Below are 23418 nucleotides of genomic sequence, written 5' to 3' on the forward strand. Positions count from 1 at the left end.
CGCCTCCGCAGGAGGCCTCTCAGCGCCCCGCTGCACCCCCGGCGGCGGAAGTGGCCGAAGAGCCGCAGAACGGCGCCCAGACGGCGCCCGAGGCCCCTGCTGGGCCGTCCGAGGCGCCCGAGGCCGCCGTGCCCGAGGCCCGCGAGGTCGTCGCAGAGCCCGAGGCCCGCGAGGCCGCCGTGGAGGCCGAGGCCCGCGAGGCCGCCTCAGAGGAACGCACCACCCCGGACGTCGGGCCCGAGCCGTCCCGGACGACGGCCGAGACCGCTGCCCCGGCCGCGCGGCAGGGCGCGGGCGGTGGACGCGGCCGTAAGGGGGCGTCGGCGGACGAGGACGAGCCGGAGCCGGTGCATGCGCGGGCCGGCCTCGATGCGGCGCCCCCAGCAGGCGGGCACGGCGGTGAGGCGGCCGGGACGGCGAGTAGCGAGCCCGAGGCGAGTGACGGGGCCGCTGCGAGCGGTGGGGGCGGTCAGGGCGAGGCGCAAGCCGAGGACGGTGGCAATCGGTTCACCATCCGGCTGGACAACTTCGAGGGGCCCTTCGACCTCCTCCTCCAGCTGATCTCCAAGCACAAGCTGGACGTCACCGAGGTCGCCCTCTCCAAGGTCACCGACGACTTCATGGCCCACATCCGCGCCATGGGGCCGGACTGGGACCTCGACCAGACCACCGAGTTCCTCGTCGTCGCGGCGACCCTGCTGGACCTCAAGGCGGCCCGGCTGCTGCCCGCCGCCGAGGTCGAGGACGAGGCGGACCTGGCGCTGCTGGAGGCGCGCGATCTGCTCTTCGCACGGCTGCTGCAGTACCGCGCGTACAAACAGATCGCGGACATCTTCAACGACCGGCTGGCCGCCGAGGCCGCCCGTCACCCCCGTACCGTCGGCCTGGAGCCGCACCACGCCGAGCTGCTCCCCGACGTCGTCATCAGTATCGGCCCCGAGGGCTTCGCCAAGCTGGCCGTCAAGGCGATGCAGCCCAAACCCAAGCCGCAGGTCTACGTCGACCACATCCACGCCCCGCTGGTCAGCGTCCGGGAGCAGGCCGAGGTGGTGGTCGCGCGGCTGCGGGAGCTGGGGGAGGCCACCTTCGCCGCGCTCACCGAGGACGCTCCCGACGTCCTTACGGTCGTCGCGCGCTTCCTGGCGCTCCTGGAGCTCTACCGCGAGCGCGCGGTCCTGCTGGACCAGCCGGAGGCGCTCGGGTCGCTCATGGTCCGCTGGACGGGCGAGGCGGGGCAGCAGCCACTGGTGACCGACGAGTTCGACCAGGAGGCCAAGCCCCGTAAGGAGCCCGAGAAGGAGACGGCCACGCCCGAGAAGGAGAAGGAAGAGGTAGCGAGTTGAGCGAGCAGCGGACACCCGCCGGGCTCTCCGAGGTCGCCGAGCTGGACCTCAAGCCCGCCCTGGAGGCCGTCCTCATGGTCGTCGACGAGCCCGCCACCGAGGAGAACCTCGCCAAGGTCCTCCAGCGGCCGCGCCGCGCCGTCGCGGACGCGCTGCGTGAGCTGGCCGACGAGTACGCGACCCAGGGCCGGGGCTTCGAGCTGCGGCTGGTCGCGGGCGGCTGGCGCTACTACACGCGTCCGGCCTACGCCGCCGCCGTCGAGGGGTTCGTCCTGGACGGCCAGCAGGCCCGGCTCACCCAGGCCGCTTTGGAAACCCTCGCGGTGGTCGCGTACCGTCAGCCGGTCAGCCGTTCCCGAGTCTCGGCCGTCCGCGGCGTCAACTGCGATGGTGTGATGCGGACCCTCCTCCAGCGGGGCCTGGTCGAGGAGGCGGGCACGGAACCCGAAACAGGTGCGATCCTGTACAGGACGACGAACTACTTCCTGGAGCGGATGGGCCTGCGGGGGCTGGACGAGCTCCCGGAGCTCGCGCCGTTCCTCCCCGAGGCGGACGCGGTCGAGGGCGAGTCCCAGGAGGGCGTGCCGTCGTTCGATCCGGACGCCATCGACGGCGATGACGCGCAGGACGACGCAGAACGCACGACGACGTAGAACACCGAGCCGGCAGCGGCCACTCTCAGACGGAAACTTGATGCGAAGCAGCGGCAGGAACAGCAGGGGCAGCGGTAGCGGCGGCAAGAACTACCGGGGCGCGGGGAACAGGCGCGACGAGCAGCAGCAGCGCGCCGGCCGCCCCCGCCCCGAAGAGCGCCGCTACGACGTGGGCGGCGGCCCCAAGGCGGGCCCCAAGGGCTCCCAAGGCGGCCCCAAGGGCTCCCAAGGCTCCCAGGGCGGCCCCAGGACGGGCTCCCAGGGCTCCCAGGGCTCCCAGGGCGGCGGCCCCAAGGGCGGCCCCAAGGGCGGTGGCGGCGGCCGTGGCCGCAAGCCGGGCCCGGCCCGGCCGCGCGAGTACGAGGCGCAGATAGAGGAGCGCAACCGCGCCCGCCACGACAAGCCGCGGGTCAAGATGCCCAAGACCTTCGGCGAGCCGGAGGGCGAGCGGCTCCAGAAGGTCCTCGCCCGCGCCGGCATGGGCTCGCGCCGCGCCTGTGAGGACCTGATCGACCAGGCACGGGTCGAGGTCAACGGCAAGATCGTGACCGAGCAGGGGCTGCGCGTCGACCCCGAGAAGGACGAGATCAAGGTCGACGGGCTGACCGTGGCCACCCAGTCGTACCTCTTCTTCGCGCTGAACAAGCCCGCCGGTGTCGTCTCCACCATGGAGGACCCCGACGGCCGCCAGTGCCTGGGCGACTATGTGACCAACCGCGAGACCCGGCTCTTCCACGTCGGCCGCCTCGACACCGAGACCGAGGGCATCATCCTGCTCACCAACCACGGTGAGCTGGCCCACCGCCTCACCCACCCCCGCTACGGCGTGAGGAAGACCTATCTCGCCGCCATACAGGGCCCGCTCCCGCGCGACCTGGGCAAGCGACTCAAGAGCGGCATCGAGCTCGAGGACGGCTACGCCCGCGCCGACCACTTCCGGGTGGTGCAGAACACCGGCAAGAACTACCTCGTCGAGGTGAGCCTGCACGAGGGCCGAAAGCACATCGTGCGGCGGATGCTCGCCGAGGCCGGCTTCCCGGTCGACAAGCTGGTGCGGACGGCCTTCGGCCCGATCGCGCTCGGCGACCAGAAGTCCGGCTGGCTGCGCCGGCTGACCAACACCGAGGTCGGCATGCTCATGCGCGAGGTCGACCTCTGATGGCGACCCGGCGCCGCTGACGGCCCCGGCCGCCAGCGGGCCGCCGCGTCGTCAGCGGGCCGCCGCGTCTCGCCCAGCGGTCGCCCCGGGAGCCTGTCCGACCCGCTCGTTACGCTGATCGGGAGTGCGGCCGGACGACGCGGCCGTGCCCGACGCACGACAGGCACAGCGCGCACAGGGGAGCGAGACGTGGCGGTACGAGCGGTCCGCGGGGCCGTCCAGCTGGACCGGGACGAGCCGGAGCACATGCATGAGCAGGTCTCCGCGCTGCTGACCGCCATCCTGGAGCGGAACGCCCTCGCCCAGGACGACCTGATCAGCGTGTGGTTCACGGCCACCCCAGATCTGCACAGCGACTTCCCGGCGGTCGCCGCCCGCAAGCTGGGCATCACCGACGTACCGCTGATCTGCGCCCAGGAGCTGGACATACAAGGGGCCATGCCCCGCGTCGTCCGCATCCTGGCGCATGTCGAGACCTCCCTGTCCAAGTCCGATGTCGCCCATGTCTACCTGGGCGCCGCCGGCTCCCTCCGCAAGGACATCGCCCAATGAGAACCGCCCTCGTCATCGGCACCGGCCTGATCGGCACCTCCGCCGCGCTGGTCCTGGCCGGCCGTGGCGTCCAGGTGCACCTCTCCGACCACGACGCGGCCCAGGCGCGGACCGCCGAGGCGCGCGGCGCCGGGACGCAGGCTGAGCCCGAGGGGCCCGTGGACCTGGCGATCGTTGCCGTGCCCCCGGCGTATGTGGCGGCGACGGTGGCCGATGTGCTGCGCCGCGGGCTGGCCCGCGGCGTCCTGGACGTCGCGAGCGTCAAGGGCGGCCCGCGCCGCGAGCTGGAGGCCCTCGGCTGCGATCTGACCCGCTACATCGGCACGCATCCGATGGCGGGCCGGGAGCGCTCCGGGCCGCTGGCCGCCACCGCCGACCTCTTCGAGGGGCGGCCGTGGGTGCTCACGCCCACCGGCGGCACCGACACCGAGGTGCTCAACCTCGCGCTCGAGCTCGTCGCGCTGTGCCGGGCGGTGCCCGTGGTGATGGAGGACGAGGCCCACGACCGGGCGGTGGCGCTCGTCTCGCACACCCCCCACCTGCTGTCCAGCATGGTCGCCGCGCGGCTCCAGGACGCCGATGAGACGGCGGTGCGGCTGTGCGGGCAGGGCATCCGCGACGTCACCCGGATCGCGGCCTCCGACCCCGCCATGTGGATCGACATCCTCTCCGCCAACCCCGGCCCGGTGGCCGATGTGCTCGCCGCCGTCGCCGCCGACCTGGACGAGACGGTGCGGGCGCTGCGCGCGCTCCAGTCCGCCGACGAGGCCAAGCGAGGCGGCGGCGCGGCCGGGATCGAGGACGTGCTGCGCCGGGGCAACGCCGGGCGCGAGCGAGTGCCGGGCAAGCACGGCGCCGCCTCGGCCGTCTATGAGACCGTGACGGTCCTCATCGGCGACCAGCCGGGCGAGCTGGCCCGGATCTTCGCCGACGCGGGCCGGGCGGGTGTCAACATCGAGGACGTCCGGATCGAGCACGCCACCGGACAGCAGGCCGGTCTGATCCAGCTGGTGGTCGAGCCCTCGGCGGCGCCGGGGCTCACCCAGGCCCTGCGGGAGCGGGGATGGTCCATCCGGCAGTAGCGGCGGAGCGGACCGCCCACGGCCCCGGCCCCGGGGCCGTCCCCCAGCGGTGCGAAGCCGCCCGGAGGAAGCCAGTAACCTTGTCCGAGGCTCACATGGCCCGTTCAACTCAGCCCCGTGCACACGAAAGGTGTCTGTCACCGTGGAAACCGCCGCCCGGACCGCCCCGGCAGCAGTGATTGTCGCGATCGACGGCCCCGCAGGCACGGGCAAGTCCAGTACCTCGAAGGCCGTCGCCGCCAAGCTGGGCCTGGGCTATCTGGACACCGGCGCCCAGTACCGGGCGATCACCTGGTGGATGGTGGCCAACGGCATCGACGTCGAGGACGCCGTGGCCGTGGCCGACGCCGCAGGCAAGCCCGCCATCGTCTCCGGCACCGACCCGGCCAACCCGACGATCACCGTCGACGGCACCGATGTCTCCGGGCCGATCCGCACCCAGGAGGTCACCTCGCGGGTCAGCGCGGTCAGCGCGGTGCCCGAGGTGCGGGCCGTGATCACCGAGCTCCAGCGGACCATCGCCACCGAGGCGCCGCGCGGCATCGTGGTCGAGGGCCGGGACATTGGCACCACGGTCCTCCCGGACGCCGACCTCAAGATCTTCCTGACCGCCTCCCCGGAGGTCCGGGCGGCCCGCCGCAGCGGTGAGCTGAAGGGCAAGGAGGCCGCCGACCTGGCCGCCACCCGGGCCGCGCTGGCCAAGCGGGACGCACTGGACTCCGGCCGCAAGACCTCGCCGCTGGCCAAGGCGGACGACGCGGTCGAGGTGGACACCTCCGAGCTCACCCTCGACCAGGTCATCGAGTGCGTGGTCACCCTCGTCGAGGAGAAGCGGACGGTCGCGTGAGCGCCACCGACGCGACACTTCCCAGCGCCGCCGGGGCCGCCGTGGGACGGCGGATCGGCATCGGTCTGATGCACGGGCTGTGGCGGCCGCGGGTGCTGGGCGCGTGGCGGATCCCGTCCGCCGGGCCCGTCATCCTCGCGGGGAACCACTCCCACAACATCGACGGCCCGATGCTGATCGGCACCTCGCCGCGGCCGGTGCACTTCCTGGTCAAGAAGGAGGCGTTCATCGGCCCGCTGGACCCGTTCCTGCGCGGTATCGGGCAGCTGAAGGTGGACCGTACGAGCGCCGACCGCACCGCGATCGGCCAGGCCCTGGGGGTGCTGGAGCGCGGCGGGGTGCTGGGGATCTTCCCCGAGGGCACCCGGGGCGACGGCGACTTCGCCGCGCTGCGCTCGGGGCTCGCGTACTTCGCGGTGCGCTCCGGCGCGCCGATCGTGCCGGTGGCGGTGTTCGGCACCGCCATCCCGCGCGACGACGGCCGGTCCAGGCCGCTGCCCCGGCTGCGCAGCAGGATCGACGTGGTGTTCGGCGACCCGTTCGAGGCGGGGGACGGCAGCGGCAGGCGGACGCGGGCGGCCCTGGACCAGGCCACCGAGCGCATCCAGAAGCGGCTGGCCACGCATCTGGGCACCGCCAGGCGGCTGACCGGCCGACCGGATCAGACATAGACCCGCGCACCGCCAGGGGCGGTGCGCGGTACTGAGGGACGACGAGGAAATCTTCATGAACGACCAGATCCACAGCGGCGGCGACGAGCACGGGGAGCTTGGCGACGCCGAGTACGCGGAGTTCATGGAGCTCGCCGCGCAAGAGGGCTTCGACCCGTCGGAGGTCGAGGGCGACCTGGCCGCGGCGGGGCATGGCCCGCTGCCGGTGCTGGCCGTCGTCGGCCGCCCCAACGTCGGCAAGTCCACCCTGGTGAACCGGATTCTCGGCCGCCGGGAGGCGGTCGTGGAGGACCGGCCCGGCGTCACCCGCGACCGGGTGACCTACGAGGCCGAGTGGTCCGGCCGCCGCTTCAAGGTGGTCGACACCGGCGGCTGGGAGCAGGACGTGCTCGGCATCGACGCGTCCGTGGCCGCTCAGGCCGAGTTCGCGATCGAGGCCGCCGACGCGGTGGTCTTCGTCGTGGACGCCACCGTGGGCGCCACCGACACCGACGAGGCCGTGGTCAAGCTGCTGCGCCGGGCCGGGAAGCCCGTGGTGCTGTGCGCCAACAAGGTCGACGGGCCCAGCGGCGAGGCCGATGCCGCGATGCTGTGGTCGCTCGGCCTCGGCGAGCCGTACGCGGTGTCCGCGCTGCACGGCCGCGGCACCGGCGACATGCTCGACGCGGTCCTGGAGGCGCTGCCCGAGGCCCCGGCCCAGACCTTCGGGGCGACGATCGGCGGACCGCGCCGGATCGCCCTGATCGGCCGCCCGAACGTGGGCAAGTCCTCGCTGCTCAACAAGGTCGCGGGCGAGGAGCGGGTGGTCGTCAACGAGACGGCGGGCACCACCCGCGACCCGGTCGACGAGATGATCCAACTGGGCGGCACCACCTGGAAGTTCGTCGACACCGCCGGTATCCGCCGCCGGGTCCACCTCCAGGAGGGCGCCGACTACTACGCCTCGCTGCGCACCGCGGCCGCCGTGGAGAAGGCGGAGGTCGCGGTCGTACTGATCGACGCCAGCGAGTCCATCAGCGTCCAGGACCAGCGGATCATCTCCATGGCCGTCGAGGCCGGGCGCGCGCTCGTCATCGCGTACAACAAGTGGGACACCCTGGACGAGGAGCGCCGCTACTACCTCGAGCGCGAGATCGAGACGGAGCTGGGGCAGATCCAGTGGGCGCCGCGGGTCAATGTCTCGGCCCGCACCGGCCGCCATATGGAGAAGCTGGTCCCGGCGATCGAGACGGCGCTGGCCGGCTGGGAGACCCGCGTCCCGACCGGGCGGCTCAACTCCTTCCTCGGCGAGATCGTCGCCTCGCATCCGCACCCGATCCGGGGTGGCAAGCAGCCGCGGATCCTCTTCGGGACGCAGGCCGGGACCAGGCCGCCGCGGTTCGTGCTCTTCGCCTCGGGCTTCCTGGAGGCGGGCTACCGCCGCTTCATCGAGCGGCGGCTGCGCGAGGAGTTCGGCTTCGAGGGGACGCCGCTGCAGGTCTCGGTGCGGGTGCGCGAGAAGCGCGGCCGCAAGAAGTAGCGGGAGTGCGGCCGCGAGACGGAGTGGGGGCGCGGCCGTAAGAAGTAGCGATAGCGCGGTCGCGGGACATGGCGGCGGCCGCGCCGGGGGGCTCACGCCGCCCCGGCCCCCGGCACCGCGTCAGTACGTGTGCCCCGGCTCCTCGCCCCGGCCGGGCGGGAGCGCGGGGACATAGCCGCGGTAGTACAGCTCGTCGGTGTGCCAGGCCCCGCTGTGGCCGTCCGGGTGGCCGTAGCCGCTGATGAGGCCCCGGGGCTGGCCGATGGCGGCGAACGCCACGAACTCCATGTTCTCCTCGTCCGAGCGGTCACCGGGCAGCGCCCGGAACAGCCTGCGGTACTCCGCGTACAACGCGTCGTAGATCGGCGTGGCGGAGTGGCGCCAGGGATCGTGCGCTGCCTCCAGCGCGGGGCGCATGGCCGGAATGCAGCCGTATGAGGGGGAACGGTAGGAGAGGTCGTATGCGTGCACGTATGTGCCAACGACCCGGGGGCCCGTCGGATGCGGCATCGGTGGCGAATGGGCTGTCCACCAAGGGTCGGTGAGGTCCGGGGGGAAGTCCGGGGGCAAGTCCGGGACGGCGGCGGCCATGGCGGTCATGTGCCCGCGAGCGGCATCGAAGCGCCGACCAGGGCGCCCCGCGCGGCGGCCCGGTCCAGCGCCGCGCGCAGCTGGTCCTCGCGCGGCTGGGTGCCGATCGTGCCCGCGGCCGCGGCGTAGACCAGCACCTTCTGGGAGCGGCCGACGGCGCTCCGCCAGCCCTCGCTGAGCGGCATCGGGCTGTGCGCCTGCCACCAGGCCACCGGGCGGCCGCCGCCCGGCGCCGGCATCAGCACCGCGTGCAGCCGCCCCATGGCCAGCAGCACCGACCAGCCGGGGTTGGGCGCGGGCGGCCGGCCCAGATCGACCACCGGGGCGAACCCCTGCTCGCTGAGGAGCTGCAGGAATTCATCGCCGTGGCCGATCGAACCGGGGCGGATGATCGGCGCGGTCGGCTCCACCACCAGCGCCGCGCACGCCTCCTGACCCACCAGCACCACCCCGCTGGTCACACCGAGCACCGCCTGCTGCGGCACCGGCGCGTGCCCGGACGGGGCCGGGGTGTGCGACACGGCGACGGGCGACCCCGGCGACGGGACCGGGGCGGGCGACGGGGCCGGGGCCGCCGGGCCGGGGAAGTACGACGTGGAGGCATGTGACGCGGCCGGTACGGGCGGCGCGTGGGACGCCTCGGCGGTCGGCGGCGCGCTGTCCTCACCCGTGATGGACCGCACCGCACCGCGCAACTGGTCTTCCGAGACCGCGACGACCTGGGAGGGCACGCAGGTGGCGTGCGCGAAGGCCAGCACCGCCGTCTCCTGCCCCACGAAGAGCACGGTGCTGGTGCGCTCCTGCTCGGTGTTGCCGGGGGTGCGGCAGGACGTGCAGTCGTAAGCGCCCGGGGCGTTGTCCCCGGCGAGCAGCCGGTCGGCTTCTTCGTCGCCGATCTCGGCGCGTACGTCATCGCTGACGTCGAGCATGCGCGGCACGGGTGGCTCCTCGGTCTCGGTGGTGGGCCGGGTGGTTCCCGGCTCATACGTAGACAACGGGCCATGCGGGGCGTGGGTCACGCGCCCGGCCACCCCGCGGTCTGATGCACCGTCGAGCCGAAAAGTTCCCCCGACTCCCTACCGATTTCACATCTGTTGGAGCACAAGAAGATGATGAAACCCAACCCTGTGCCACTTTTCACCGTCTTACATCGTGGTAGGCGGACGACACACCCGTCCGCGGGGAAGCAGTGGGATACGGGGCCGGATGCACATCTCTTTCCTTATTCACAACGCGTACGGGATCGGCGGGACGATCCGGACCACGTACAACCTCGCCCGCACCCTGGGGGAGCAGCACGATGTGGAGATCGTGTCGGTCTTCCGCCACCGCGACCAGCCGATCTTCGACCCTGGTCCGCGGGTGCGGCTCAGCCATCTCGTGGACCTCCGGAAGAGCAGCCCGTCCTACGACGGCGCCGATCCGGACCACGGACGCCCGGCGAAGGTCTTCCCCGCGATCGAGGGCCGCTCCAGGCAGTACAGCGCGCTCACCGACCGCCGTATCGCGGATCATCTGCGCTCGCTCGAGGCCGATATCGTTGTCGGAACCCGGCCCGGGCTCAATGTCCACATCGCCCGGGAGGCCCGCCGCGGTCCGGTACGGGTCGGCCAGGAGCATCTGACGCTCAGCACCCACTCCAAGGGACTGAAGCGGGCCCTGCGCGCCGTCTATCCCCGGCTGGACGCGGTGACCACCGTGACCGAGGCCGACGCCCGGACCTACCGCGGCCAGATGCGGTTGCCCGGCGTGCGGATCGAGGCGGTCCCCAACAGCGTGCCCGCGCCCGGTCTGGACCCCGCCGACGGCACCGGCAAGTGGGTGGTCGCGGCCGGCCGACTGGCCCCGGTGAAACGCTACGACCTGTTGATTCGCGCCTTCGCGAAGGTCAGCGAGGCCCGCCCCGACTGGCGGCTGCGGATCTACGGCGGCGGCGCCCAGCACGCCAAGCTGCGCGCCCTCATCGACAAGCTCGGCCTCTACAACAACGTCTTCCTGATGGGCCCGGCCAATCCGCTCGACCCCGAGTGGGCCAAGGGCTCCATAGCCGCCGTCACCTCCAGCCTGGAGTCGTTCGGCATGACCATCGTGGAGGCCATGCGCTGCGGCCTTCCCGTGGTGTCCACCGACTGCCCGCACGGGCCCGCGGAGATCATCGACAACGGTGTGGACGGCCGTCTCGTCCCCACCGGCGACACCGACGCCATCGCCGCCGCGCTGCTCGACCTCATCAACAACGACGAGTTGCGCCAGCAGATGGGGCAGGCCGCGCTGAAGGACTCGGCCCGCTTCGACCCCTCGCGGGTGGCCGGGCGCTACGAGACGCTGTTCTCCGAGCTGATCGGCCGCGGCGGCCTGCGGGGCTCCCTGCACCGCGCCCGCGGCTCCCTGATCAGTGGCGCGTTCGCCGCCAAGGACTCCCTGCGGAAGGTGCGTGTCGCATGAGTGCACCAGCACAGACAACGCAGCACGTCGAGGAGGACAGAATGAGTGAGGCCGCCGAAGCCGCCCCCGCCCGCGCCGACTGCGTGGCGGACTCCGCCGGTGGGCTCACCTTCCACATCGCCGACTGGGCCCGCCCCGCCCCGGGCGGCCACGACGACTGGAGCGGTGCGCTGGTGCTGATCCGCCGCGGCGGGAGGGACGCCCCCGACGGGGAGGTGCGGCTGCCGCTGGGCCCCACCGCGGACGGCCGGCTCCAGGCCGCCCTGCCCAGCATCGTCGCCCTGCCCGAGGGCCGCTGGGACGTCCATGTGGCGTACCGGGACGCCGAGCCGAGGCGGCTCGCCCCGGGCCTGAACGATCTGCGCTCGCTCGTGGACCGCCGTCCTGGGCCGAGCACCTCCCCGCTGTCCGTCCGCATCCCGTACGCCACCAAGCACGGCAACCTCTCCCTGCGCAGCTGGCGGCGGGCGCCCCACGCCGAGGCCGGGGAGATCCGGCTGGAGGACGACACGATGGCGGTGCGGGGGCGGCTCTACCGCGTCGCGTACCCGTCCGAGTGGCTGGCCGACGCGGTGGTCGAGGCCCGCTGCCGCGGGGGCGAGGGCCCGGTGCGCATGGCACCGCTGGAGGTGGAGGGCTCGGACTTCTCCTTCACGCTCTCCTACGCCGACCTCGCGCGGACCTGGGACGGCGGCGCGGACGTCTGGGACCTGTGGCTGCGCCCGGCGGACCGGACCATGGCCCCGGCCCGGCTCGCCCGGATCCTGGACGATGTCGCGGACAAGAAGGAGATCTTCACCTATCCGCCGCGCACGGTGGCCGGTCCGCACGGGGAGGCCCTCGCCCGGCCGTACTACACCCGGGACAACGATCTCGCGGTGCGGATCGAGGCGCTCGGCTGAGCCCGGGACCCTGAGAGCGAACCGAGGAGGACAGCCTTGAGGACCAAGACTGTCCTCGTTCGGTGACAGACTCGGCCGCATGCTGGAGACCTCGGCCCGACTGCTCCGCCTGCTCTCCCTGCTGCAGGCCCACCGCGAATGGTCCGGCGCGGACCTCGCCGACCGGCTCGGGGTCACCCCGCGCACCGTGCGCCGCGATGTCGACCGGCTGCGCGAGCTCGGCTACCCCGTGCACTCCGCGCCGGGCACCGGCGGTGGCTATCAGCTGGGCGCGGGCGCCCAGCTGCCGCCGCTGCTGCTGGACGACGAGGAGGCGGTGGCGGTCGCGGTGCGGCTGCGCCAGGCGACCGGCGGCGGGGTCGAGGGCATCGAGGAGACCTCGGTGCGGGCCCTGGCCAAGCTGGAGCAGGTGCTGCCGGACCGGCTGCGCCGCCGGGTAGGCGCGCTGACCGCCTTCACCGTGCCGCTGTCCGGCTGGAGCGGTGGCCCCGGGGTGGACCCCGCGGTGCTGACCGAACTGGCCGCCGCCTGCCGGGACTGCCATCAACTGCGCTTCGAGTACCGCGACCACGGTGGTGCGGTCACCCGCCGCACCGCCGAACCGCACCGGCTGGTCGCCGCGCAGCGCCGCTGGTACCTGGTCGCCTGGGATGTGGAACGCGCCGACTGGCGTACGTACCGGGTCGACCGGATCACCCCGACCCCGCCGCACGGCCCCCGCTTCACCCCGCGCCGCCCGCCCGCCGACGACATCGCCGCCTATGTGGCCAGGGGCATCACCACCTCCGTCTACGCCCAGCGGGCCACCGTGCTGCTGCGGGTGCCCGCCGAGCGGGCGGCCGAGCGTTTCACGCCCACGGTGGGGGTGCTGGAGGCCGTGGACGAGCACAGCTGTCTGCTGCACACCGGCGCCCACAGCCTCGATGCGCTGGTGGTTCATATCGCGCTGAGCGGCTTCGACTTCGAGGTGCGCGAACCGGCGGAGCTGAACGACCGCATCCGGGAGCTCAGGAATCGGCTGGATCGGGCCCTGGGCTGACCTGGCCCCGCGACTTCGGCGGCTGGTCCCTCTGCTGCGTCAGGCTCGCCACCTCGGGATGGTTCAGATCGAAGGCCGGTGACTCGGAGCGGATCCGGGGGAGCGTGGTGAAGTTGTGCCGGGGCGGGGGACAGGAGGTCGCCCACTCCAGGGAACGGCCGAACCCCCACGGGTCGTCGACCTCGACCTTCTTGCCGTACTTGGCGGTCTTCCAGACGTTGTAGAGGAACGGCAGGGTCGACATGCCCAGCAGGAAGGAGCCGATCGTGGAGATGGTGTTGAGCGCGGTGAAGCCGTCGGCCGCCAGATAGTCGGCGTAGCGGCGCGGCATTCCCTCCACGCCCAGCCAGTGCTGCACCAGGAAGGTGGTGTGGAAGCCGGTGAACAGCGTCCAGAAGTGGATCTTGGCCAGCCGCTCGTCCAGCAGCTTCCCGGTGAACTTGGGCCACCAGAAGTAGAACCCCGCGAACATCGCGAAGACGACCGTCCCGAAGACCACGTAGTGGAAGTGGCCCACGACGAAGTAGGTGTCCGTGACATGGAAGTCCAGCGGCGGTGAGGCCAGGATGACGCCGGTGAGCCCCCCGAAGAGGAAGCTCACCAGGAACCCGACCGCCCACAGCATCGGCGCCTCCAGGGACACCGAGCCGCCCAGCATGGTGCCGATCCAGTTGAAGAACTTCACCCCGGTCGGCACCGCGATCAGAAACGACATCAGGGAGAAGAACGGCAGCAGAACCGATCCGGTGGCGAACATGTGGTGGGCCCAGACGACCATCGACAGCCCGGTGATGGCCATGGTCGCGCCGATCAGCGTCACATAGCCGAAGATCGGCTTGCGTGAGAAGACCGGGATGATCTCGGAGATGATGCCGAAGAACGGCAGCGCGATGATGTAGACCTCGGGATGGCCGAAGAACCAGAAGAGGTGCTGCCACAGCAGCGGCCCGCCGTACCGAGGATCGAAGACCACCGCCCCGAACCGCCGGTCCGCCTCCAGCGCCAGTAGCGCCGCCGCCAGCACCGGGAACGCCATCAGGATCATGATCGAGGTGAAGAGGGTGTTCCAGGTGAAGATCGGCATCCGGAACATCGTCATGCCCGGCGCGCGCATCGCCATGATGGTGGTCAGGAAGTTCACCGCGCCCAGGATCGTCCCGAAGCCCGACAGCGCCAGCCCCATGATCCACATATCGGCGCCGATACCGGGGGAGCGGATCGGGCTGTTGAGCGGGGCGTAGGCGGTCCAGCCGAAGTCCGCGGCACCCCCCGGCACCAGCAGACCGGCCACCACGATCAGCCCGCCGAACAGATACAGCCAGTACGACAGCATGTTGAGACGCGGGAAGGCCACATCGGGAGCGCCGATCTGCAGCGGCATGATCTCGTTGGCGAACCCCGCGAACGCCGGGGTCGCGAACAGCAGCAGCATGATCGTGCCATGCAGGGTGAACGCCTGGTTGAACTCCTCCTGCGAGACGATCTGCAGGCCCGGACGGGCCAGCTCGGCGCGCATCACCAGCGCCAGCACGCCGCCGATCAGGAAGAAGCCGAACGACGAGATCAGATAGAGATGCCCGATCTTCTTGTGGTCGGTGGTGGTGAGCCAGTCCACCAGCACGCTGCCCTGCCGCGTCTCCCATACCGGACCGGCGGTCCGCGCGGTCTCTGTCGCCATCGGGACTCCTCTGTGTCCTGGGCGGGTTACGCCATGATCGCCCGGTGGGCGGCGTGATCCGGGGAGCTGCCCCGAGCGTCACTCCCTCGGGGGCAGGAGCGGACCGAGTGGCCCAAGGTCCAGATTGAGATCGGAGGGCGCGATGCCGTAGCGGTCGCAGAGCGTGCCCATCCGGTCCTCCAGGAGCATCAGCGTCAGCCCGATCCGCTCCTCCTGGTCCTCCGTCAGATCGCCCTGGTCCACCCGGCGCAGCGCCTGCCGCTCCATGAGCTGGCGCAGCAGCTCCACGACGGTGAGCACCAGCTTCATCAGATCGCGTTCGACGGTGTCCTGGTCCAGCTCCAGCTTGCGGCTCACGGTTCCTCCCAGGGGGACGGCACATTGGCGTTGACCGAGCTGATGAGCGCACGCAGATCGATGCGGACCAGATCGACGTCGGCGATCCGCAGCGTCAGATCACCGGTGATCACCACGCCGCCCGCCAGCAGCCGGTCCAACACGTCCACCAGGGCGATCTGCTGATGGGCCAGGGGGCCCTCGGGGGCCATCGTCATCCGTCCGCCCCCGCGCTCTCGGTCTCCCCCTCCGAGTCGGAGGTCTCGTCCATGGCGGTGAAGGAGTACGGCGCCCAGGGGCCGGTCAGCTCCACCCGCAGCGCGGGCGTCCGCCCGGCCAGCTCACCGACCCGCTCGGCGAAGTCGGCGCTGTCCTCGCGCCGCACCAGATACGCGGCGTTCAGCACATTGCGGTCGGAGATCCCCGACAGCCGGGGGTCCTGCGGCGGATGCAGGCGGGACTGCTCGGCCAGCCCGCTGAGGGTGTCGTGCACCAGCCGCGCGCCCTCCTCGGTATCGCCCCAGCGTCGCTCGGCGGCCTGCCGCTGGGCCTTGCGGCGGCGCAGATAGTCGCGGCCGGACATGGCGCCCGGGGAGTCCGGGGTGCTCGGGGTGCCCGGGGCCCCGGCGGGCGGCTCCTCGGCGGCGGGCTGTGTGGCATACGCCTTGACGCCCCATTCGACCCGGCCCTCCAGCCGGTCCAGCGCCGAGGCGAACCGCTCCCGCCCGGTGGCGAGCATCCGCCGCAGCCCCTCGTCGCCATGGCACACGGTGGCCAGCCGGACGGGTAGGACACAGGACTCGGCACCGGCGGTGTCGACCACCCGCTGATGGGCCCGGGCCATCTTCTCCAGCCAGGCCATGTCCTCCAGCCGCTCCCGCAGCGGGCCCTCGTCGTAGTCCTCGGCCGGTACGGCGCCCGCCAGCACGGCGAGCCCCAGATGGCGTAGGGCGTACACCGATTCGTCCGCGACGCCGGTCACTCCCTCAAGGGCGGTGAGGGCGTCCAGGCCGGCCTCCGGCGCACCGGTGTCGCGCACGACCGCGTAGGCGTACCGCAGTCCGTCGGTCATTCGGTGGTCTCCCGGTTCTCCCCGCTGGTCACCTCGGTGTTCTCGCGGCCGTTCCGGCTGGTGGCCTCGGCGTTCTCCCGGTGGGTGACCTCGGCCTTCTCGCCGCCGTCCACCCCGGTCCTGGCGCGTGAGGAGAGCGAGGGGTCGTGTTCCCACCAGTCGATGCCCATCTCCTTCGCCTTATCGACCGAGGCCACGATCAGCCGCAGCTTGATCGTGAGAAGTTCGATGTCGAGCAGATTGATGCGGATATCGCCCGCGATCACCACGCCCTTGTCGAGCACCCGCTCCAGGATGTCGGCGAGGTTCGCCCCGCCCTCACCCCGTCCGGCCAGGCCGTACGACCTCGAGGAGCCTAGCGACGACGCCGGTGAACCGTAGGCGCCGGCCGTCGGGGCCACACCGCCCCGGGTGGTCACAGAGTCCCGTTCGCCCACTGGCGCGCCTCCTCCAACCGGTCGAGCAGCACGTCCTCCTGCCGCTCGAACTCTCGTCCGTCGATCACGCCCTGGTCGAGCTGAGTCTCCAGCTCGGCCAGGGCGCGCTGAATGTTGGCCGGGTCGTAGTACTCCCGCTCCGCCGCGGCGACGACCTGCCTCAGCACCCAGCCGATCATCAGCATCAGGACTCGACGAAGCTGTACGGCGGCAGCGGACCGTTGATCCGCAGCTTCAGCCAGGGATGGGTCCGCTCCAGGCCGGCGGCCGCCGACAGCAGCGGATCGGCGGCGTCCTTGCCGAGCAGCAGCGACAGGCTCACAAACCAGCCGCCGCTCTCCGGGCCGGGCCGCACCTCCTCGGCGGCCGGCGCCAGCGCCTCCTCCACGAGCTTCGCGTCCCGCACCTCACGGGCCCGTACCGCGCCCGCCATCAGCTCGCCGAAGCGCACCCGATCCTCGTAGGTGCCGCCGCCCGCCGCCCGGTTGGCCTCCGCCATCGTCCGGAGCTCCGGCTCCTCGGCGAGCACCTGATGGAGCACCGCGTCCTCGTCGTGCACGGCCTTGACGTTGTACTCCACCCGGTCGGTCAGCCGGTTCAGCTGGTCCTGGTAGCGGTCGGCGTGCTCGGCCAGCACGCTGCGGACGTCGTCGTCGCTGGAGGAGACGCTGCCGAAGCGCATCGGCAGCACCGCGCGCGAGTCGCTCACCTCGGCCAGCACATGCTGGTGGGCCAGCAGATCGCGGCGCCGGGGCTTCAGCTCAGGCGGGCAGTCGCTGACGATCGCGGCCAGCTCGCCCTCGTTCAGCGCCCGGACCGGCAGCGGGGGGTCGCCGATGCCCAGCAGCCCATCGCCCAGGTCCGGGACCTCGCCCCGCGCGATGCCGTAGACATACGTGGTCATGAGGACTCCTCGGACTTCCTCGGCGCCGCCTTACGGGCCGGGCGGCGCCGGCGCGGCTCCTCCTCCGCCTCTTCCTCCTCCGACGGCCGGATCGCGTCGGCCACGGTCTGGGCGGCCTTGGAGACGGTGTCGCCGGCGCCGGAGAGGGCGCCCTTGGTCTTGGCCCGCGCGCCGTTCTCGGTGATGCCCTCGACGACCTCGGGCAGTCCGGGCGACTTGTTCGGGCCCGACTCCAGGTCGAGGCGGTTGCACGCCTCGGCGAACCGCAGATAGGTGTCGACGCTCGCGACCACGATCCGAACGTCGATCTTGAGTATTTCGATGCCGACCAGGGAGACTCGGATGAACGCGTCGATCACCAGCCCTCGGTCGAGGATGAGCTCCAGGACGTCGTACAGGCCGCTGGTGCCGCCCCCGCCCCTGGATTGCTGTGCCGGGACAACAGTGGTCATGTCGGGTGGGTTCCTCTCGTATCCGGTGGCGTCCGGTCCCCCGCCGGCGTCAGCGGCGGTCGCTCCGGCCGCGCTCATAGCGGCGGAGGCGTCGGTAGCCGGTCAGCAGGCCGTCCGGATCGAGGGTCACCTCGTACAGGGCCATCAGGCTCATCGTCTCCGGCACCCGGACCAGCTCCGTCACCTCGGCCTCCAGCAGCCACCCCTCGTCGGTCCGCTCCAGACGGGGGAGGGACTCCGGGTACAGGCCCGTCAGCTCGACAAGCTGCTCACGGGCGGCACGCAGGAGTGCCAGCGGACTCGGACCGCCGGCCGCCGTCTTCTCGGGGGTCTCATCGGATCTGTCAGTCATGTTGGCTCCGGGGCGGCGGGTACCGCGTCCGGGTAGGCGTAAACCTTGGGGTTCGGCCCCGGCGATTTGTGGTGGAATTGTGCGCTCCGGAGGGTTCCGGGCCGTGCTTTTCCGGTCGCCGCGGGAATTGTTCGACAGATCTCGGCCGCGCACCGCCGCCCATACCGGAGCCGGCCGTTTGGCGCGGGATATCGACAGAAACTCGCAATCATCTTCGAGGCGTCAACACAAGCCCCGGAAGAGTGATGAAGTCGCTCACAAACCCGGGCGTGTTTTCTGTGACACAAGTGTGACGAATGGCGGCCGTGAGAGGCATGGGGTGGTGGTAGTCCCGTGGCGGTCCACGACAACTCTGGGTTTGCCACCCGTAGGGAGCCACCTACGGTGGCTCTCATGGGACCTGTACCGAACCTTCCGGCCGAACCCGACGACGACCTCGACAGCTATGTGGGCCTCGATGCCGGCACCGCCGAGGAGAGGGCGCGCGCACGCGGCTGGAGCACCGTACGGACGCTTCCGCCGGGCGCGATCATCACCATGGAGTATCTGCGGGGGCGGATCGACTTCGAGGTGGACGAGGGCACGGTGAAGCGCTGCTGGCGCGGCTGACCGGGCGCGGTTGACGGGCCGACCGACCGGCCCGAGCCGCGCCGGTGCGCGCCGACGCGCCGGTGCGCCCGGCGCGGATACGGCGGCGGCCCCGGAACGCTCTCGGGAGAGCGTTCCGGGGCCGTGGTGCGACCGGTCGGCGCGGGGGAGGGGGTGCGTACCGCCCCGCGGTCCGGTGGGTGGCTCAGCCTCCGGTGGCCGTCCGGCCCCGGGAGGCGCCGGACGGGCCGAAGGGCGCCGTGGCGCGCGGCACCCGGTCGGCGTGCGGCGGCCGGCGGCTGCCGACCGGGGTGACCGGGGTGCGCTCGGAGCGCACCGTGTGCTGGCGGACCGGGTGGAGGGGCCGCCCGTCGGGGCTCCGGCCGGTGGCGGCGCCGGGCCGGACCACGGCCACGGTCTCGCGGGCGGGCAGCTCGTCGTCGCGGGCGGTGCGCGGGGTGGCCAGCGGGGTCCCGGCGACCGGCCGCCCGGACGGCACCGGCACCGGCACGGGCGCCCGGCGCTCGCGCAGCCGGCGCCACAGGGTCAGCAGCAGCACCTCGGCGCGGGCCATGGCGGGCTCCAGCCAGGGCAGCGCCAGCAGCACCAGCACCCCGGCGGCCCAGCCCAGCACCACATCGCTCAGCCAGTGGGTGCCGAGGTAGACGGTGGTCATGCCGACCCCGAAGGCGAAGCCCGCGGCGATCAGCGAGGCGACCCTGCGGGCCACGGGGGTGGTCGCCAGATAGGCCAGAATGCCCCAGGTGACCACGGCGTTCGCGGTGTGACCCGAAGGAAATATATCGCCGGTGCCCCACATCTCATTGGACCCGACGGTGGTCGCGTAGTGCGGACCGAGCCGGCCGAAGCCGATCTTCACCGCGCCCACGGTGGCGTTCAGCAGCAGCAGGGAGGTGCCCAGCGCCAGCAGCGGGCGCAGGGTGCGCTGCCGGTAGCAGCACCACCCCAGCCAGGCGGCGACGGCCACGGCGGTGGGCCCGCGCTGGCCCATGACCACGAAGTAGTCCAGGAAGGTGTGGAACTCGGGCCACTGCTTGTAGGGCCGGAAGAGCATGACCTGCCAGTCGAGCTTCACCAGCCATGAGGTGGTGAGCACGCCGATCACGGTCGCCGCGTAGACCGCCAGCGTGGTCCCGAGCAGCCAGAAGCGTGTTCGGGTCATGCGCGGTCGCGCGGGATCGGGCCTTCGCTCCTCGGTCGCGGGGAGCTTGTCTTCGGTACGCACCTAATCGACGTTACATTGCGTGACAGGCGGGTTCAGTCGATCAGGTCGCTTTGTGATGACGATGTGATGTGGAGTACGTCTCGCCCACGGCTTTTGGCCGCGCCCTTTCCAAGGAATGCACGAGGCCCCGGGACTTTTCTGCTCGCGGCCTTCCAATGGGCGTGTCTCAGGGACTTTATGGAATTCTTACAGGGCGTGTTTATCGCCTATTAGCCATAGCGTTCCCCGAAGTTTCCCCCGGCGTCTCCGGGTGGCCGGGAGTGATCGTCGGCGGGGCTCCGCCCGGCCGGTCGGGGTGGCCGGATCGTGGCGGTGGGCGGATCAGGGCGGCCCGGAGCCGTGCAGCCAGAAGGCCCCGTACACCGCCGAGGCGAGCCCCACCGACCCCAGGACCAGCGCGGTGCGCACCGGGCGCAGCCGGGCCAGGGCGACCGCGATCGGCAGCAGCAGCGGGAAGGCCGGTATCAGCAGCCGGGGCTTGGAGCCGAAGTACCCCTTCGCGGCCAGCGCCAGGACGAGCACCCCGCCGCCGTAGGCCAGCAGCGGCAGCGGCTGGCGCTGCCGCACGCAGCGGACCGCGAGCCAGATCAGCGCCCCGACGCCCAGCAACAGCCCGAGCCCGCCCACGAAGGGCGGCTCGATCAGCAGTCCCCCGATGAAGCCCGCGAAGGCCAGACCGCCGTCGAAGCCGTTGCCCCAGCCGTTCTGCACGTCGAAGTAGCCGGTGACGCTTCCGGTGCGGAGCGCGACCCACACCACATAGCCGAGCCAGCCCAGCGGCGCCAGCACGACGCCCGCGAGCAGCCCCCGATGGGTGCGCCACGTGTGGCGCCGGCGCCCGCCGGGCAGCAGCTCCACCGCGGCCGCCACCCAGACCGCGGCGACCACCGCGGCCCCCACCGGCCGGGTGAGCCCCGCGAGCGCCGCGCACAGCCCCGCCCACAGCCACCGCCGGGTGAGCGCCGCGTAGACCCCCCAGGCGGCGAGCGCCGTGAAGAGGGACTCCGAGTACGCCATCGACTGCACGATCCCGACCGGCAGCACACCCCACAGCGCGGCCAGCGTGACGCCCACCCGCTGTCCGTACAGCAGGTCCCCGATCGCGAAGATCCCCCAGGCGGCGAACAGGGACGTGACCGAGCTCACCAGCAGTCCGGCGTCGGCCGCGTCCAGCGGGGCTATGGCCGATATCACTCGCTCCAGCGCCGGGAGCAGGGGGAAGAACGCCAGGTTGGAGTGGACCGCGCCGTCGGGCAGATGGAGCGTGTAGCCGTACCCCTCCTCGGCGATGCGGGTGTACCACAGCGAGTCCCAGCGCGCGGAGAGCAGCTGGTGCGGGCTCTTGTCCGCGAAGGCACCCCAGATCGCGAGAACCACCAGCCCGAGCAGGCGCGTCCCCGCATATGCGAGCAGTGCTGGAGCGGCCCGGCGCAGCGCGCGGCCAGCGGCGCGGCCCGGTCGGCCGTCGTCGCTGAGCGGCGCGGTGCCGGCCTGGGCGAGATCAGTCACGGCGACGATTATCAAGGATGATCCGGGCCGCCCGCGGAGCCTGTGGACAACGCTCCGCGGAGGGACCGCGGAGGCTGTGGACAACTACGTGGCGGGAACCGCGGACGACAACGGAGGGCGAACGGAGGACGGCCACCGGTGGGACGCGGGTGGGACGCCGGGAGGACACAGGAGGGACGGCAGAGGGACAGGGGGACAAAAGGGGAAGTCTGGAACGTACGCCTCCGTAACCATCCGCGGTCCGGCCCCAACATGACCTGCGGCACACGGCTCGCGCGGGGACTCGCGTACCCTGACCTCTCACTCGCGCCTTCGCCACCGGGGTCACCCGGACGTCCCTACGACGTGACGTACCGCCGTCACGACGGCGGACCGCGAGCGCAAGACCCAGGGAGGTGCGTACATGTCCGGGACGACCACGGCCGGCAATCGGCGGACGGCGGGCGTTCCCCGGCAATGGCGCGGCACCGAGGCGAGCGGCGGGGCGAACCGCTGGGTCGTGCTCCTGGTGCTCTGCGTCAGCCTGCTGCTCGTCGCCGTGGACGCGACCGTGCTCCATGTCGCGGTCCCGGCGGTGACCGAGGATCTGCGCCCCGGCGGGATCGAACTGCTGTGGATCGTGGACGTCTACCCACTGGTCTGCGCCTCGCTGCTGATCCTCTTCGGCACCCTCGGCGACCGCGTCGGCAGACGACGCGTCCTGCTGCTCGGCTACGCGCTCTTCGGCGCCGCCTCCGCGATCGCCGCCTTCGCCCCCAACCCCCAGATCCTCATCGTGGCCCGCGCCCTGCTGGGTGTCGGCGGCGCGATGATCATGCCCGCGACACTGTCGATACTGCGCCAGGTCTTCCCGGACCGCCGGGAGCGGGCGCTGGCGATAGGCATCTGGAGCGCGGTCGCAGCCGTCGGCGCGGCCGTCGGGCCGCTGCTCGGCGGCTTCCTGGTGGAGAACTTCTGGTGGGGCTCGGTCTTCCTGGTCAACCTCCCCCTGATGATCGTGGCGCTGCCCGTCGGCCGCTGGCTGCTGCCCGAGTCCACCGGCGACAAGAACGGCCCCTGGGACGTGCTGGGCGCGGTCATGGCCGCCTGCGGGCTGTTCTGCGTCGTCCTCGGCGTCAAGCGGGTGGGCAGCGGAGCGGGGCCGCTGGACGCCGTGACCGCCGCCCCGGTGCTGGTCGGCGTGGTGCTGCTGGTGCTCTTCGTCCGCCGCCAGCGCCGCCGTACGCATCCGCTGGTGGACCTCAAGCTGTTCGCCCGGCCCGCCTTCTCGATCTCCGTCGGCTGTATCGTGCTCGCCCTGCTGGCGCTCGTCGGCCTGGAGCTCATAGCCGCCCAGTACCTCCAGCTCGTGCTCGGGCTCACCCCGCTCGAGACGGGTCTGCGGCTGCTGCCGCTCACCTTCGCCGCCATGGCCGCAGGGCTCGTGGGGTCCCGGATGCTTCAGTGGCTCGGCCCGCGGGTCATGGTCGCGGTCGGCTTCGCGCTCACCGCCCTCGCCGTGCTCTCGCTCACCGCCATGGGCCAGTCCGACCGGCCCGCCGTGCTCGTCGGCGGCTTCATCGTCCTGGGCTTCGGCCTGGAGACCACGCTCTTCAGTGCGTACGAGTCCATGCTCAACGAGGCGTCGTCCGGGTCCGCGGGCGGCGCGGCCGCCATCGGCGAGACCTCCTACCAGCTCGGCGCCGGGATCGGCATCGCCCTCCTCGGCAGCGTCATGAACGCCGCCTACAAGCCCGGCGTCTCCTCGGTGCCCGGTGTCCCCGCCTCCGCCAGCTCCGACGCGAGCCAGTCGCTGGGCGCGGCGTACAAGGTCTCCGACCGGCTCGGCGGCCACGCCGGGGAGGCCCTGCGCTCGGCCTCCCGCGCCGCCTTCGTCCACGGTCTGCACGTCACGCTCGCGGTCAGCGCCGGTCTGCTGCTGCTCGGCGCGCTGGCCGCGCTGCGGCTGCCCAAGGCCATGGAGTGCGCCTCCGACGACGAGGAGTCCACCCAGGGCCCGGCGGACCAGCAGGGGCCGGCGGACCAGCAGGGCCCGGACGGC

General features: G+C 72.2%; 25 protein-coding genes and 1 pseudogene. 13 read left to right on the plus strand and 13 right to left on the minus strand.

The features are described from left to right. From GWI24_RS17015 to der, 8 genes are all read left to right on the plus strand, one after another. Positions 1-1343, plus strand: a 1343-nt coding sequence (locus GWI24_RS17015; protein WP_247616496.1) for a segregation/condensation protein A, incomplete at its 5' end; no start/stop codon positions are given. After that, positions 1340-1996: an SMC-Scp complex subunit ScpB gene (scpB, locus tag GWI24_RS17020; RefSeq protein ID WP_138911310.1), complete on the plus strand. Its 657-nt coding sequence runs from the start codon at positions 1340-1342 to the stop codon at positions 1994-1996. The genes GWI24_RS17015 and scpB, both read left to right, overlap by 4 nt. 40 nt (positions 1997-2036) lie before the next feature. Beyond that, on the plus strand, positions 2037-3155 hold the full coding sequence (locus GWI24_RS17025; protein WP_210946800.1) for a pseudouridine synthase: 1119 nt from the start codon (positions 2037-2039) through the stop codon (positions 3153-3155). Between the two features lie 189 nt (positions 3156-3344). Beyond that, positions 3345-3707, plus strand: coding sequence for a chorismate mutase (gene aroH / locus GWI24_RS17030; protein ID WP_210946801.1), 363 nt, complete (start codon positions 3345-3347; stop codon positions 3705-3707). After that, positions 3704-4789, plus strand: a complete 1086-nt coding sequence (locus tag GWI24_RS17035; RefSeq protein WP_210946802.1) for a prephenate dehydrogenase — start codon at positions 3704-3706, stop codon at positions 4787-4789. Before aroH ends, GWI24_RS17035 begins: the two co-directional genes overlap by 4 nt. A 142-nt stretch (positions 4790-4931) precedes the next feature. Beyond that, the gene (cmk, locus tag GWI24_RS17040) at positions 4932-5636 is read left to right on the plus strand and encodes a (d)CMP kinase (RefSeq protein WP_308343697.1); all 705 of its coding nucleotides are present in this window, start codon (positions 4932-4934) and stop codon (positions 5634-5636) included. Continuing rightward, positions 5633-6307 carry a 1-acyl-sn-glycerol-3-phosphate acyltransferase gene (locus GWI24_RS17045; RefSeq protein ID WP_210946804.1) on the plus strand — a complete coding sequence of 225 codons (675 nt, stop codon included), beginning with the start codon at positions 5633-5635 and terminating at the stop codon, positions 6305-6307. The genes cmk and GWI24_RS17045 overlap by 4 nt, the downstream gene beginning before the upstream one ends. A 55-nt stretch (positions 6308-6362) precedes the next feature. Next, entirely contained in the window at positions 6363-7826 is a 1464-nt protein-coding gene (der, locus tag GWI24_RS17050; protein WP_210946805.1) for a ribosome biogenesis GTPase Der, read from the plus strand. Between the two features lie 120 nt (positions 7827-7946). Here the strand turns inward: der and GWI24_RS17055 are convergent, their stop codons facing one another. Beyond that, positions 7947-8243 (minus strand): hypothetical protein, encoded by a 297-nt coding sequence (locus GWI24_RS17055; protein WP_210946806.1) that lies wholly within the window; start codon positions 8241-8243, stop codon positions 7947-7949. A 179-nt stretch (positions 8244-8422) separates the two neighbouring features. Continuing rightward, on the minus strand, positions 8423-9346 hold the full coding sequence (locus tag GWI24_RS17060) for a hypothetical protein (protein WP_210946819.1): 924 nt from the start codon (positions 9344-9346) through the stop codon (positions 8423-8425). 277 nt (positions 9347-9623) lie between these two features. On the opposite strand from GWI24_RS17060, the gene GWI24_RS17065 reads away from it, so the two are divergent. The 3 genes and pseudogenes from GWI24_RS17065 to GWI24_RS17075 all read left to right on the plus strand — a co-directional run. Then, positions 9624-10862, plus strand: a complete 1239-nt coding sequence (locus GWI24_RS17065) for a glycosyltransferase family 4 protein (RefSeq protein ID WP_210946807.1) — start codon at positions 9624-9626, stop codon at positions 10860-10862. 41 nt (positions 10863-10903) lie between these two features. After that, positions 10904-11764: a hypothetical protein gene (locus GWI24_RS17070; RefSeq protein WP_210946808.1), complete on the plus strand. Its 861-nt coding sequence runs from the start codon at positions 10904-10906 to the stop codon at positions 11762-11764. 79 nt (positions 11765-11843) lie between these two features. Then, positions 11844-12800: pseudogene (locus tag GWI24_RS17075) on the plus strand (helix-turn-helix transcriptional regulator); the annotation flags it as partial. Here the strand turns inward: GWI24_RS17075 and ctaD are convergent. The 9 genes from ctaD to gvpO all read right to left on the minus strand — a co-directional run bounded on the left by ctaD (position 12772) and on the right by gvpO (position 18034). After that, complete coding sequence (ctaD, locus tag GWI24_RS17080; protein ID WP_210946810.1) at positions 12772-14481, minus strand: cytochrome c oxidase subunit I; 1710 nt, start codon at positions 14479-14481, stop codon at positions 12772-12774. The pseudogene GWI24_RS17075 and the gene ctaD overlap by 29 nt on opposite strands. Before the next feature lie 78 nt (positions 14482-14559). Continuing rightward, positions 14560-14838 (minus strand): gas vesicle protein K, encoded by a 279-nt coding sequence (locus tag GWI24_RS17085; RefSeq protein WP_037949869.1) that lies wholly within the window; start codon positions 14836-14838, stop codon positions 14560-14562. Continuing rightward, positions 14835-15035, minus strand: a complete 201-nt coding sequence (locus tag GWI24_RS17090) for a gas vesicle protein (RefSeq protein WP_014059691.1) — start codon at positions 15033-15035, stop codon at positions 14835-14837. The genes GWI24_RS17085 and GWI24_RS17090 overlap by 4 nt, the downstream gene beginning before the upstream one ends. After that, positions 15032-15889 (minus strand): GvpL/GvpF family gas vesicle protein, encoded by an 858-nt coding sequence (locus tag GWI24_RS17095; protein ID WP_210946811.1) that lies wholly within the window; start codon positions 15887-15889, stop codon positions 15032-15034. Before GWI24_RS17095 ends, GWI24_RS17090 begins: the two co-directional genes overlap by 4 nt. Continuing rightward, on the minus strand, positions 15886-16224 hold the full coding sequence (locus tag GWI24_RS45295) for a gas vesicle protein (RefSeq protein WP_247616501.1): 339 nt from the start codon (positions 16222-16224) through the stop codon (positions 15886-15888). The genes GWI24_RS17095 and GWI24_RS45295 overlap by 4 nt, the downstream gene beginning before the upstream one ends. A gap of 80 nt (positions 16225-16304) precedes the next feature. Then, positions 16305-16493 carry a gas vesicle protein GvpG gene (locus GWI24_RS17105; protein ID WP_374103309.1) on the minus strand — a complete coding sequence of 63 codons (189 nt, stop codon included), beginning with the start codon at positions 16491-16493 and terminating at the stop codon, positions 16305-16307. A gap of 17 nt (positions 16494-16510) precedes the next feature. Beyond that, on the minus strand, positions 16511-17230 hold the full coding sequence (locus GWI24_RS17110; protein WP_210946813.1) for a GvpL/GvpF family gas vesicle protein: 720 nt from the start codon (positions 17228-17230) through the stop codon (positions 16511-16513). Continuing rightward, positions 17227-17682 carry a gas vesicle structural protein GvpA gene (locus tag GWI24_RS17115; RefSeq protein ID WP_210946814.1) on the minus strand — a complete coding sequence of 152 codons (456 nt, stop codon included), beginning with the start codon at positions 17680-17682 and terminating at the stop codon, positions 17227-17229. Before GWI24_RS17115 ends, GWI24_RS17110 begins: the two co-directional genes overlap by 4 nt. A gap of 49 nt (positions 17683-17731) precedes the next feature. Continuing rightward, positions 17732-18034: a gas vesicle protein GvpO gene (gvpO, locus tag GWI24_RS17120; RefSeq protein ID WP_210946815.1), complete on the minus strand. Its 303-nt coding sequence runs from the start codon at positions 18032-18034 to the stop codon at positions 17732-17734. Between the two features lie 393 nt (positions 18035-18427). Between gvpO and GWI24_RS17125 the strand changes: the two genes are divergently transcribed. Continuing rightward, positions 18428-18643 carry an I78 family peptidase inhibitor gene (locus GWI24_RS17125; RefSeq protein ID WP_037949885.1) on the plus strand — a complete coding sequence of 72 codons (216 nt, stop codon included), beginning with the start codon at positions 18428-18430 and terminating at the stop codon, positions 18641-18643. Positions 18644-18827: 184 nt separating this feature from the next. Here GWI24_RS17125 and GWI24_RS17130 read toward each other — a convergent pair whose 3' ends face one another. Both GWI24_RS17130 and GWI24_RS17135 read right to left on the minus strand, forming a co-directional pair. Further along, the gene (locus GWI24_RS17130; protein WP_210946816.1) at positions 18828-19868 is read right to left on the minus strand and encodes a phosphatase PAP2 family protein; all 1041 of its coding nucleotides are present in this window, start codon (positions 19866-19868) and stop codon (positions 18828-18830) included. A 321-nt stretch (positions 19869-20189) separates the two neighbouring features. Then, positions 20190-21377, minus strand: a complete 1188-nt coding sequence (locus GWI24_RS17135; protein WP_210946817.1) for a hypothetical protein — start codon at positions 21375-21377, stop codon at positions 20190-20192. Between the two features lie 403 nt (positions 21378-21780). On the opposite strand from GWI24_RS17135, the gene GWI24_RS17140 reads away from it, so the two are divergent. Then, positions 21781-23418: MFS transporter (locus GWI24_RS17140; protein ID WP_247616499.1), on the plus strand; the 1638-nt coding region annotated here is incomplete at its 3' end.

It is taken from the genome of Streptomyces sp. MK37H (assembly GCF_018035285.1).
In the GTDB taxonomy this organism is placed as follows: domain Bacteria; phylum Actinomycetota; class Actinomycetes; order Streptomycetales; family Streptomycetaceae; genus Streptomyces; species Streptomyces endocoffeicus.

Excerpts from the sequence above, each read along its gene's own strand:
- GWI24_RS17125 (WP_037949885.1), top strand. The coding sequence starts at position 18,428 with ATGGGACCTGTACCGAACCTTCCGGCCGAACCCGACGACGACCTCGAC.
- gvpO (WP_210946815.1), bottom strand. The coding sequence starts at position 18,034 with ATGACTGACAGATCCGATGAGACCCCCGAGAAGACGGCGGCCGGCGGT.
- GWI24_RS17110 (WP_210946813.1), bottom strand. The coding sequence starts at position 17,230 with ATGACCACGTATGTCTACGGCATCGCGCGGGGCGAGGTCCCGGACCTG.
- GWI24_RS17115 (WP_210946814.1), bottom strand. The coding sequence starts at position 17,682 with ATGACCACTGTTGTCCCGGCACAGCAATCCAGGGGCGGGGGCGGCACC.
- GWI24_RS17035 (WP_210946802.1), top strand. The coding sequence starts at position 3,704 with ATGAGAACCGCCCTCGTCATCGGCACCGGCCTGATCGGCACCTCCGCC.
- GWI24_RS17065 (WP_210946807.1), top strand. The coding sequence starts at position 9,624 with ATGCACATCTCTTTCCTTATTCACAACGCGTACGGGATCGGCGGGACG.
- GWI24_RS17095 (WP_210946811.1), bottom strand. The coding sequence starts at position 15,889 with ATGACCGACGGACTGCGGTACGCCTACGCGGTCGTGCGCGACACCGGT.
- GWI24_RS17090 (WP_014059691.1), bottom strand. The coding sequence starts at position 15,035 with ATGACGATGGCCCCCGAGGGCCCCCTGGCCCATCAGCAGATCGCCCTG.
- ctaD (WP_210946810.1), bottom strand. The coding sequence starts at position 14,481 with ATGGCGACAGAGACCGCGCGGACCGCCGGTCCGGTATGGGAGACGCGG.
- GWI24_RS17055 (WP_210946806.1), bottom strand. The coding sequence starts at position 8,243 with ATGCGCCCCGCGCTGGAGGCAGCGCACGATCCCTGGCGCCACTCCGCC.
- GWI24_RS17060 (WP_210946819.1), bottom strand. The coding sequence starts at position 9,346 with ATGCTCGACGTCAGCGATGACGTACGCGCCGAGATCGGCGACGAAGAA.
- GWI24_RS17025 (WP_210946800.1), top strand. The coding sequence starts at position 2,037 with ATGCGAAGCAGCGGCAGGAACAGCAGGGGCAGCGGTAGCGGCGGCAAG.
- GWI24_RS17070 (WP_210946808.1), top strand. The coding sequence starts at position 10,904 with ATGAGTGAGGCCGCCGAAGCCGCCCCCGCCCGCGCCGACTGCGTGGCG.
- der (WP_210946805.1), top strand. The coding sequence starts at position 6,363 with ATGAACGACCAGATCCACAGCGGCGGCGACGAGCACGGGGAGCTTGGC.